This window comes from Gemmatimonadales bacterium (genome assembly GCA_030697825.1).
In the GTDB taxonomy this organism is placed as follows: Bacteria; Gemmatimonadota; Gemmatimonadetes; order Gemmatimonadales; family JACORV01; genus JACORV01.
The window spans coordinates 1-10312 of the sequence record JAUYOW010000092.1 but is presented as its reverse complement, the minus strand read 5'-3'; the positions used below and the strand labels follow the sequence as shown (position 1 = coordinate 10312).

13 protein-coding genes are annotated in these 10312 nt (G+C 68.2%); 11 read left to right on the top strand and 2 right to left on the bottom strand.

Annotated elements, in window-relative coordinates; translation table 11 throughout:
- The 11 genes from Q8Q85_04650 to Q8Q85_04600 form a co-directional block, all read left to right on the top strand.
- Window positions 1–2180: protein kinase (locus tag Q8Q85_04650; protein ID MDP3773536.1), on the top strand; the 2180-nt coding region annotated here is incomplete at its 5' end.
- A gap of 72 nt (window positions 2181–2252) precedes the next feature.
- Window positions 2253–2516 (top strand): AtpZ/AtpI family protein, encoded by a 264-nt coding sequence (locus tag Q8Q85_04645; GenBank protein ID MDP3773535.1) that lies wholly within the window; start codon window positions 2253–2255, stop codon window positions 2514–2516.
- Entirely contained in the window at window positions 2513–2866 is a 354-nt protein-coding gene (locus Q8Q85_04640) for a hypothetical protein (GenBank protein ID MDP3773534.1), read from the top strand. The genes Q8Q85_04645 and Q8Q85_04640 overlap by 4 nt, the downstream gene beginning before the upstream one ends.
- On the top strand, window positions 2863–3741 hold the full coding sequence (gene atpB, locus Q8Q85_04635; protein ID MDP3773533.1) for a F0F1 ATP synthase subunit A: 879 nt from the start codon (window positions 2863–2865) through the stop codon (window positions 3739–3741). Before Q8Q85_04640 ends, atpB begins: the two co-directional genes overlap by 4 nt.
- 34 nt (window positions 3742–3775) lie before the next feature.
- The gene (atpE, locus tag Q8Q85_04630; GenBank protein MDP3773532.1) at window positions 3776–4054 is read left to right on the top strand and encodes an ATP synthase F0 subunit C; all 279 of its coding nucleotides are present in this window, start codon (window positions 3776–3778) and stop codon (window positions 4052–4054) included.
- On the top strand, window positions 4051–4596 hold the full coding sequence (gene atpF / locus Q8Q85_04625) for a F0F1 ATP synthase subunit B (protein MDP3773531.1): 546 nt from the start codon (window positions 4051–4053) through the stop codon (window positions 4594–4596). Before atpE ends, atpF begins: the two co-directional genes overlap by 4 nt.
- The gene (gene atpH / locus Q8Q85_04620) at window positions 4593–5153 is read left to right on the top strand and encodes an ATP synthase F1 subunit delta (GenBank protein ID MDP3773530.1); all 561 of its coding nucleotides are present in this window, start codon (window positions 4593–4595) and stop codon (window positions 5151–5153) included. The genes atpF and atpH overlap by 4 nt, the downstream gene beginning before the upstream one ends.
- A 66-nt stretch (window positions 5154–5219) precedes the next feature.
- Window positions 5220–5816: a 4Fe-4S dicluster domain-containing protein gene (locus Q8Q85_04615; GenBank protein ID MDP3773529.1), complete on the top strand. Its 597-nt coding sequence runs from the start codon at window positions 5220–5222 to the stop codon at window positions 5814–5816.
- Window positions 5816–6184, top strand: a complete 369-nt coding sequence (locus Q8Q85_04610) for a cupin domain-containing protein (protein ID MDP3773528.1) — start codon at window positions 5816–5818, stop codon at window positions 6182–6184. Before Q8Q85_04615 ends, Q8Q85_04610 begins: the two co-directional genes overlap by 1 nt.
- A 1-nt stretch (window position 6185) precedes the next feature.
- Window positions 6186–7208 (top strand): sugar phosphate nucleotidyltransferase, encoded by a 1023-nt coding sequence (locus tag Q8Q85_04605; GenBank protein ID MDP3773527.1) that lies wholly within the window; start codon window positions 6186–6188, stop codon window positions 7206–7208.
- A gap of 102 nt (window positions 7209–7310) precedes the next feature.
- Entirely contained in the window at window positions 7311–7796 is a 486-nt protein-coding gene (locus Q8Q85_04600) for a hypothetical protein (protein ID MDP3773526.1), read from the top strand.
- Between the two features lie 3 nt (window positions 7797–7799).
- Here Q8Q85_04600 and Q8Q85_04595 read toward each other — a convergent pair whose 3' ends face one another.
- Window positions 7800–8864 (bottom strand): ATP-grasp domain-containing protein, encoded by a 1065-nt coding sequence (locus Q8Q85_04595; GenBank protein ID MDP3773525.1) that lies wholly within the window; start codon window positions 8862–8864, stop codon window positions 7800–7802.
- A gap of 7 nt (window positions 8865–8871) precedes the next feature.
- Window positions 8872–9891 (bottom strand): putative zinc-binding metallopeptidase, encoded by a 1020-nt coding sequence (locus tag Q8Q85_04590; protein ID MDP3773524.1) that lies wholly within the window; start codon window positions 9889–9891, stop codon window positions 8872–8874.
- Window positions 9892–10312 lie beyond the last annotated feature (421 nt).

Sequence of the window (10312 nt, the reverse complement as noted above, 5' to 3'; positions counted from 1 at the left end):
ACTTCGGGATCGCGCTGGCCGTGAGCCGCTCGGACGGCGGCACGCGGATGACCGAGACCGGGATGAGCCTCGGCACGCCGCACTACATGGCGCCCGAGCAGGCGATGGGGGAGCGGGAGATCACGCCCAAGGCCGACATCTACGCGCTCGGTTGCGTGCTGTACGAGATGCTGACGGCCGAGCCGCCGTTCACTGGCCCTACGGCGCAGGCGATCATCGCGCGGGTGATGACGGAGGAGCCGCGCAGTCTGACGCTCCAGCGGCGCACGGTGCCCGCCCACGTCGAAGCCGCGGTCGGGCGCGCGCTCGAGAAACTGCCCGCCGACCGGTTCGCGACCGCGGCGCAGTTCAGCGACGCTCTGGCCGGCCAGGGCGTGCCGATGCCCGCCCCGCGCGAAGGCACCGTAAAGCGTTCCGCCGAACGGCCTCGGCGCCGGTGGGCGCTCCCGGCCGCCGCGGTCGCGTTGCTGGCAGCGGGGCTGGTCGGCGGGCGCCTGCTGGCGCCGCGCGGGGATGGACCGCCGCCAGCCCGTTTCTCGATCCAGCTCCCGGAAACCAGCCGCCTGTTCGGCGCACCGCTGACCGTCATCGCGCTCTCGCCCGACGGCCGGACGATCGTGTACACCGGCGAGACGCCACGCGGCCAGGAGCAGTTCAGCCGGGCGCTCGACGCGCTGGAACCGTCGCTGATCGGCGGGACCGAAGGCACGACCGAGCCACGATTCTCCCCCGACGGCCGCTGGCTCGCCTTCTTCCAGGGCACGACGCTGAAACGGATGCCGGCTCTTGGTGGTCCCGCCGTCACGGTGCCCACACCGCCGCAGGGGATCTTCAGGTACATCTGGGACGACCGTGACGGCTTCATCGTCACGACGCTCGGGTTCAGCCTGGGCCGTCTGTTGGGCGACGGGACCATCGACACCCTCGCCGTGCCCGACACGGCGAATGGCGAGCTGGGTCTGATTCCCGGCGGAATCCTGCCCGATGGGTCCATCCTGACGCACGTCTGGATCGGAGTCAGCACGAATGGTCCGGTGGACGCCATCGACCCGAGCGCCGGCGCGCGCCGGCGCATCCTGCGCACGCCCGTCAGCGGAGCATGGTATGCGCAGGGAACCCTGATCTGGTGCGATGCCGGCGGCGGTCTGTTCGCGGCGCCGTTCGACGCCGGACGGATGACCGTCGGCTCGACGGTGACCCAACTCGCCCGCAACGTGCGCATCGTACCTGGCGGGCTCCCGCAGGTGGTCGTCTCGCCTGGCGGCGCGCTCGCGTACGTGCCGGCGCAGCCCACGGACCTGGTGCGCGTGGATCGCGGCGGCCGCGTGGCCGTGATCACGGAGGAGCCGCGGCGGTACCACAGCCCGCGGGTGTCGCCGGATGGCCGGCGCGTCGCCTTCGACGTCACCGAGCGGACCCGCGATGTCTGGTTGCTCGACCTGAAAGACCGCACCACCACGCGCCTGTCATTCCAGAACGACGGGCACGATCCCACCTGGCTGCCGGACGGACGCAGCGTCACCTACATGAGCGCCAGAGGCTCGGGCCTGGCGCTGCTGCGCAGCCGCGCGGACGGCAGCGGCAGCGCGGAATCGCTGCTCGTCTTCAACAACATGTCGGTCCACACCTACACCCCGGATGGCCGGTCCGGCGTCGGCTCCTACTCGGGGATCGGCGGCAGCTGGGACATCATGCAGGTGGATCTGGACCCGGGCCGAAGCACCACGCCGGTGCTGGCGACGCGATTCAGCGAGAGTCACGCCGCGCTCTCGCCCGATGGGCGCTGGCTGGCGTATCAGTCGGACGAGTCCGGCCGTCTCGAGGTCTACGTGCGGGCGTTCCCGGGCGGGGGAGCCAAGACGCTCGTGTCTCAGGGCGGCGGCACGGAGCCGGTGTGGAACCGCAATGGCCGGGAGCTCTTCTACGTCGGCACCCAGGCGAGCGGCGAGCCGATGCTCTTCGCGGCGAGCATCGCAACGGCCCCGGAGTTCCGCGTACTGTCGCGAACCCCGTTGTTCCCGTTTTCCACGTACGAGCAGTCGGTACCGCACGCGGACTACGATGTGTTCCCGGACGGCCGCAGCTTCGTCATGGTGCGGCAGGGCCGGCTCGGCGAGATCGTCTACCTGCAGAACTGGCCGGAGATGGTGCGGCGGCAGAGCCCCGCCTCCGGACGCTGACAACTGCGCCCGCCGACCCCCGCCGGCGAGCTTTGCGAAAGATTTCACAAGGGCTATATTTCCGCCCGCCGCATGGCTCAAGACGAAGAGAGAAGCCCGGAAAGCCGGGGGTTCGGCGCGGGCTACGCCATCGTCAGCGCCGGCTTTCAGCTCGCCCTGGCCATCCTCCTTTTCCTGTGGATCGGCCGCCTGGTGGATGGGTGGCTGCATACGGGACCGGTCTTCATGCTGGTCGGCCTGCTGGTGGGGCTCGGTGCGGGGATGTACGCCTTCCTGCGCCGGGTGCTGGCGGAGGGCGGGGGAAGCAGCCGGCCGAAGTCGGGGCCCGCGTCGTGAGCTGGTTCGCCAAGATCGTCCTGACCGGCGCAGTGGTCGAGGGTGCGGTCGCGGTCGTGGCTTTCGCGATGGCGGGGGTGATGGCACTGGCCGCCTCGCTGGTGGGAAGCGCGGTGGCGTTCGGGGCGCAGGTGGCCGCGGTGGCGAGCCTCCGGCCCGGCATGGCGGCGCCGGCCGGTGAGTTCAACCGCCGCTTCGTGGCGACCATCGCGGCGCGCGCCGTGAGCTTGGTGATCGTCGCCGCCGTCCTGATCGGGTTCAACGCGGTGCTGCCGCCCCTCTGGGTCGCGGCGGGATACCTGACGGTGCTGCTCTCGCTCCTCTTTGCGGAGAACAAGTTCCTGACATGAGGCAAGGGCCCGACATCGGCGAGATGATCCTGCACCACACCTCGGACGCGCACGAGATCGCGTTCGAGTGGCCGTGGGGCGGCGAGTCGGTCATTCATCTGCCTCCCGCCGAGTCGTGGATGGTGCACATCGGCAGCCTGGCGGTGGACCTCACGCCTACCAAGCACGTGGTGTTCCTGGCTTTCGCCGCGTTCCTGGTGTGGCTGACGATGTTCCTCACCGGACGCGCCCTCACCCGCCAGCGCGCGCAGGGCGGGGCGCCCAAGGGCGTGGCCAGCATGATCGAGGCGATGGTCGTCTACGTCCGCAACGACGTCGCCATCGCGAACATCGGCCACCACGGCGGGGCGACTTTCGCCCCGTACATCCTCACTCTCTTCTGGCTGATCCTGTACTGCAATCTGCTCGGCTTGATGCCCTTCGGGGCGACGGCTACCGGCAACCTGGCGGTGACCGGTGCGCTCGCCATCACGGCGTTCGCCACGATCGAGATCTCGGGGATGGTTGCGCTGGGGCCGAAAGGTTATCTCAAGACGATAGTCTTCGTGCCGCCGGGCACCACTGGCGTCACGGCGGTGATCCTGACGATGATCATGATCCCCATCGAGCTGATCGGAAAGCTCGTGAAGCCGTTCGCGCTGATGCTGCGGTTGTTCGCGAACATGACGGCGGGCCACTTCGTGATCCTGTCGCTGATGGGGCTCATCTTCCTGTTCGGCACCGGGCCCTTCCTGGTGCGGTGGGGGGTGGCGGGCGGATCGGTGGTCTTCGTGTTGTTCATGATGGCGCTGGAGCTGCTGGTCGCGGTTCTCCAGGCGTACATCTTCGCGTTGCTCACGAGTGTCTTCATCGGCCTGATGCAGCACGAGCACTAGGCCGCGTTTCATCAACGTCCCGGGAGGAAGTCAGATGTTCATGCTTCAGGATGCGGCTCAGGCCGCGGGCGATGCCGTCAAGACGGCGCTCAACAACAACGCGCTCCTCGGCGCCGGCATCGGCATGGGGCTCGCGATCATTGGCGCCGGCCTCGGAATCGGGCGCATCGGCGGCCAATCGGTGGAAGCGATGGCGCGGCAGCCGGAGGCGTCGGCCGACATCCGCGGCGCGATGATCCTGACGGCGGCGCTCATCGAGGGCGCGACGCTGGCGGCGCTGGTATTCATGCTCCTGTTCAAGGTCTTCAAGTGACCCTCTTCGGCTTCCTCCTCGCCGCCGCCCAGGAAGAGGGCGGCGGCGGCCCGTTCGACATCAACCCGGGCGTCACGATCTGGACGCTGCTCATCTTCGGCATCCTGATGGTGATCCTGGCGAAGACGGCGTGGCCCGCGATCCTCAAGACGATCGAGGAGCGCGAGCAGCGGATCCAGGGGCAGCTGGACGCCGCGGCCAAGGCGAACGCCGAGGCGCAGCGGCTCCTGGCCGACTACCAGGCCCAGGTGGCCGGCGCGCGGTCCGAGGCGCAGGAGATCGTGGCGTCGGGCCGGCAGGCGGGCGAGAAGCTGCGCGAGGAGATCGTGGCCAAGGGCCGGGCCGAGCAGGAAGAGCTGCTGGCGCGGGCGCGGCGCGAGATCGAGATCGAGAAGGACCGCGCGCTGGCGGAACTCAGGCATGAGGCGGTCGAGCTGTCGATCGCGGCGGCCGGCAAGGTGATCGGGAAGAACCTGGACACCGAATCCGACCGCCGGCTGGTGCAGGACTACCTCAACGCCATGCACGACAGCCGATCGTGAAGAACTTCGTCGTCGCGCGTAACTACGCCGAGGCGCTCGTAGCCACGGCGGAGCGCCACGGCGACGTCGCCGGGTTCGGCCTGCTCATCGATGCGGTGGCCGGCGCGATCACCACCGAGCCGAAGATCCGCGCGGTGCTGGAGTCGCCTCGGGTGACGAAAGCGGCCAAGAAACGGGTGCTGGAGGAGGCGCTCAAGGGGCATGCGCCGGTGCAGTTTGTCCGGTTCCTCCAAGCCGTGGTGCAGCGTGGAAGGCAGGGGATGTTCCCGGACATCAGCGAGGCCTACCAGCTCCTCGTGGACCGTCACCTCAACCGGGTTCACGCCGGCGTAGTGACGGCGCGGCCGGTGGACGACGCCCTCGCTGCGGCCATATCCGAGCGGCTCACCAAGGCCGTCGGCAAGACCGTCCTCTCCCATTTCCGCGCCGACCCGGCCCTGGTGGGCGGGGTGATCGTGCGCATCGGCGACCGGGTGTTCGACGGCTCGATCCGGCGCAAACTTCAGCTGCTGCGCTACCGCATGCTGCACGCTCCGGGCGCCGGCGGCCCGGCGTAGCACGCGAGCCCGCGGCCAGTGCCGCGTGGTCCCCGCCGTCCCCATCTGGTGTAGATTCTCTTGGTCGTGACATTCAAAGCAGGCGGACCGATCCCGGCCGACGGCGCGTACTCCCGCCGCGGGTTCCTGGGCGAAGCATTCAAGCTGATCGCGCAGGAGGCCGCCGGGCTGCTCGCGGACCGCATGGCGCCGCGCCGGCACTTCCGGCCGCCGGGCGCGCTGCCGGAGCCGGCGTTCCTCGCGGCCTGCACCCGGTGCGGCTATTGCGTGGAGGCCTGTCCCGTGGACGCCATCGTCACGGCGCCGACCAATGCGGGGCTGGCGGCGGGCACGCCGGCCATCGAACCGATGCGGCAGCCGTGCATCGCGTGCGAAGGGATGTTCTGCGCGACGGTCTGCCCGACCGGCGCCCTGGTCCCGCCGCTCGACGGGTGGGCGAGCGAGAAGATGGGCACGCTCGCGCTCGACACCGAGCGATGCATCGCGTTCCAGGGGATCGAGTGCGGGGTGTGCGCCCGGGTCTGCCCGATCGGTCCGGAGGCGCTGGACCTCGACCTGAAGGGACGCCCCGTCATCGGCGACAGCTGTGTGGGCTGCGGCGTCTGCGCCCGCGCCTGCGTGACGTCGCCTAGCTCGCTCCTGCTGACGATCCCGGGGTACTGATGGCCGAGCATCCGCACCCGTTCACGCCGAAGCACATCGACAAGCCGTGGGGCTACGAGATCATCTGGGCCGTGGCGGACCAGTACGTCGGCAAGATCCTGCACATCGAGCCGGGTCACTGCCTCAGCCTGCAATACCACAACCAGAAACACGAGTCCATTTACGTGCTGCGCGGCAGGATGATCTTCCGCTACCGGAACGAGGCGGGTGAGCTGGTCGATCGGGAGATGATCGCGGGTTCGGCGCAGCAGGTGCCGACCGGGATGGTCCACCAGTTCGAGGCGATCGAGCGCACCGACGTGCTGGAGGCTTCGACGCCGCACCTGGACGACGTGGTCCGGCTCCAGGACCGGTACGGGAGGGTCTGACGTGCAAGTGATCATCCCGCTCGCGGGGAAGGGGACGCGGCTCCGGCCGCACACCCACCTGGTGCCGAAGCCGCTGCTCAAGGTGGCCGGCCGCCCGGTCATGGATTGGGTGATGGACAAGCTCGAGGGGCTCGATCTCTCCGAGCTGATCTTCATCACCGGCCATCTCAAGGAGCAGGTCGAGGCGTACGCGCGGAAGCACTACCCCGTCCCCCAGCGCTTCGTGGAGCAGAAAGTGCAGGACGGGACGGCGGGGGCGATCAACCTCGCTCGGCCGTTCGTGAAGGAGCCGGTGCTCATCGTCTTCGTGGACACCATCTTCGACGCGGACCTGTCGGGCGTGAAGACGAGCCAGGACGACGGCATCATCTGGGCCAAGGAAGTCGAGGACTACCAGCGCTTCGGCGTGGTCGTCACGGACGCGCCGGGGTACATGACGAGGATCGTCGAGAAGCCCAAGGAGCCGATATCGAAGCTGGCGAACATCGGGCTCTACTACATCCGCGACACCGACGCTCTGTGGCAGGGGATCGACCACGTGCTCGCCAACCCGCAGCACCAGGGCGAGTGGTATCTCACCGACGCCTTCCAGTGGATGATCGAGCATGGGCGGAAGATCAGGACGGCGGAGGTCGCGGGATGGTACGACTGCGGCGCGCTGAACACGATGCTCGAGACCAACCGCATCCTGCTGGAGAGGCGCCACCAGGGCATGTCGGGCGAGCCGATGGGCGCGCGGGCGCCGCGCACGACGGGCGCGCGCAAGCTCTCGCCGGGGACGACGTTGATCGAACCGCTCTACCTCGAGGACGACGTCATCATCGAGCGTTCGACGGTGGGGCCGAACGTGAGCATCGAGACGGGCACGCTGGTGCGCGACAGCACGGTCACGGACGCTATCATCGGGAAGAGCTGCCGGATCGAGAACGCGCGGCTCGACGGCGCGATGCTCGGTGACGACGTGGTGGTGGAGGGGCTCAAGGGGAGCGCGTCGCTGGGCGCGCACTCGGAGGTGAGGGTCTAGCAAGCCGGTGCGCTGCAATGATGTCGTGCCGCATTGTTTTGGTTATGTAGTTGGCCGAGCGTATACTAGAATGGCGCCTGACCCCGGGTGGAGAGGCGCCGAGTGCCGGTCACAGCCAAGCTGTCGAAGAAGTTCTACGAAACTCTGGGCGATGAGATCGCCAACGAACTGGTGGAGTGGTTCAACCAGGTGGACGTCGCGTACCACACGGGGATCCGCGAGCAGTTCGACACCAACTTCGCGCGTTTCGACGCGAAGCTGGAGCAACGCGTGTCGGGTTTGAGCGGGAGCATGGACCTCCGGTTCGCCCGCTCCGACGCGGCGTTGGATCGACTGCGCCAGGAGATGGATGCCGGGTTCGCCGCGTCCGAGGCGGCGTCGCGACAGGTGCGCCGGGAGACAGATGCCGGTTTCGGGCAGCTGCGCCAGGAGATGGACTTCCTCCGCTCCGAGCTGCGCGGTGAGTTCAAGTCCGGTCTCGCCGAGACGCGCGCCGAGCTGCTGAAGTGGATGTTCATCTACTGGGTGGGCAGCGCGGCGACGACCGTCGGCCTGATCCTGACCGTCATCAGCGTTCTGCGATCCTAGTCTTCAGTCGTACCGCGCCATCGCCAGGTCCACGATGTCCTGCATCAGCTCCGAGTAGCTCCGGCCCGAGGCCTTGGCCGCCATCGCGAACTCCGCCCCGGAGCTTAGCCACGGATTCGGGTTAGCCTCGATCACGTAGATCTTCCCCTCCGGCGTAAGCCGCATGTCGATGCGGCCGTAGTCCCGCAACCTGCACGCCTGATACGCCGCGAGCGCAGTCTGCTGGAGATGCTCCTTGGTCTGGTCGTCCAGGTCTTCCGCGACGTGCGAATGCGTCTTCTTATACGCCTCCGATTCTTCCTCCCACTTCACTTCGGTGCCCGCGATCTTCGGCGTCCCCTCAGGCAATTTGGAGAGGTCCAGCTCCACCAGCGGCAGCGCCTCCGGCTTTTCGGTGCTGCCCAGGATGGCCGCGTAGATCTCGCGCCCCTCGATGTACTCCTCGATCAGCGCCGGCGAGTCGTAGGTCTCCTGGATGTGCTCGATCCGCTCCATCAGCTCCTTGACGCTCGACACGACGGAACCGGCGTCGATACCGATCGAGCCGTCTTCCGAGAGCGGCTTCACGATGAGCGGGAAGGCGATATCGTGCGCGTGGTCCAGCTGGCCCTTGAAGGAGACCGCGAAGAACGGGGTCCGGATGTCGTGGAAGTGGAAGATCTTCTTGGCGAGCGCCTTGTTCTGCGCCAGGTAGAGCCCGTGCGGGCCTGCGCCGGTGTATTGCATGTCGATCAGCTCGAGGTACGCGGCCAGGTGCATGTCCTTGGTGTCGTCGCCGGCGTAGGACTCGGTCAGGTTGAAGATCAGGTCCGCATTGCACTTCGAGACCGCGGTCAGGCTGCGGTCCTCGCCGTCCACCACGAGATACGACGGTTCGTGGCCGAGCTTGGTCAGGGCGTCGAAGATCTCCTCGCGGTCGAGCTTGGGGCGGCGCTGCTTCTTCCGCCGCTTGCCCTTGCGGCGGCGCTGGGGCGCCGGCTCTTCGGCCGGCGGGAGCGCCGGCGCCTCGGCGCCGTTCTCCCAGACGTCGTAGAGGATCGCGATCTTGAGGTTCGAGTGCGTCGTCACGCCTCCCTCAGGGCTGCACGAACTTGCCGCGGGTGAGGTAATTCATCGCGAGCGTCGTCGCGTACGCGGTGATCTCCACCACATGGGTGGACTCGCGGCCCTTCAGCGCCGAGAGCTTCAGCTCGCTCACGCGGCCCTCGATGGACTCCACCAGCTTCTTGATCAGCGGCCGCCGCACGCCGGTCCAGTAGGTGATCTTGTCCACGATCTGCTTGCGGTGCTCCGCCATCAGCAGGGCGGCCGGCCGGATGCCGTTGCGGCGCCGCGAGGACGCCTTGAGGAAGATGTCGGTGAGGTCCGTGTCGAGCGCGAGGTCGGCGATGGCCTGCGCCTCATCCGGAGCGTTGTGCTTGTAGAAGTCCTCGACCGTGATCTCCATCTCCTCCACCGTCACGTCGGTCGCGCCCATCGCGCGCAGCGGCTCCTTGTCCGCGACCTTTCGCGCGGTGCGATCGACGTAGCGCAGCTTCCGCAGGGCGCCCCAGCCACGATAGCGCTTGCGCCAGTTGGAGCGCGGCGTGAGCCACACCGCGAACGTCTCCGCGGAATCCTCGTCCGGGTGCTTCTGGGCGTACCAGCCGGCGAGGTGGCGCACGAACCGGCGCGAGAACGGCACCGGACGGTAGTGCTCGCGGTAGGGGCGGCGGAACGGGCCGAAGAGGTCGCGCCACTCGTCGGACTTGTACAGCTCGTAGGCGTAGTTGAACGCGTGGCCGGCTTCGTGCCGGAGGTACATCAGGATCTCTCGCTCGTCCTCGAGGTCGTTCATGTCGCGCTCGAGCGCGGCGACCTTCGGGTCGGCGAGGTAGAACGGGATGCCGATGACGGGCTCGCCGGATGGGCAGCCCCACTCGTCCGTGAGATAACAGGCGGGGCGGAAGTGCTTGAGCCCCTTCCGCTCGATCTCCTTGTACAACTGCGTGACGTACTTCTCGAGCGGGGAGCCTTCGAGGCGCAGGCCCAGGTCCTTGATGGGCTTGCGGAGGAGGTCCTGCACGTCCGGCGGCGTGGTTTCGAATGGCTGCACGAATCTACGGTATGACAACCGAGGCGGCGGGACAATAGCGGACCGCCGCTTCAGCGGCAGTCCCTTGGCCGAGCCGCGGCTCTAGCCGCGGGACCCGGACTCTCGACGGCGCCGGTGGGCGAGGATGTCCGACCGCTGCCCCAGCGACTGTGCCGTCCCCCGCACCTGGACGCCGGCGCCAACCCATCGTATGCTTGCGGCTGGAGGCGGTACGCGGACGTTCCCGGCGGTGCCCGAGCCGCTGCCGGTCGCCGCCTGACGAAGAGGGCCCCATGCTGCCGAGTAGTTTGGACGCCGTCCGCCGCGCACGCTCAGCCTTCATTCTCGCGACGACGTCGTTTCTATCCGCCTGCGCGACCGCACGTCCGCTCCTCCCGACGCACGAGCTCCACCGCGCCCCATACTACCACGAATACGGGAG

What these genes read in the sequence shown, in the direction of transcription:
- atpE (MDP3773532.1), top strand. Translation starts at nt 3,776, where the DNA reads ATGTTCATGCTTCAGGATGCGGCTCAGGCCGCGGGCGATGCCGTCAAG.
- Q8Q85_04645 (MDP3773535.1), top strand. Translation starts at nt 2,253, where the DNA reads ATGGCTCAAGACGAAGAGAGAAGCCCGGAAAGCCGGGGGTTCGGCGCG.
- atpB (MDP3773533.1), top strand. Translation starts at nt 2,863, where the DNA reads ATGAGGCAAGGGCCCGACATCGGCGAGATGATCCTGCACCACACCTCG.
- Q8Q85_04610 (MDP3773528.1), top strand. Translation starts at nt 5,816, where the DNA reads ATGGCCGAGCATCCGCACCCGTTCACGCCGAAGCACATCGACAAGCCG.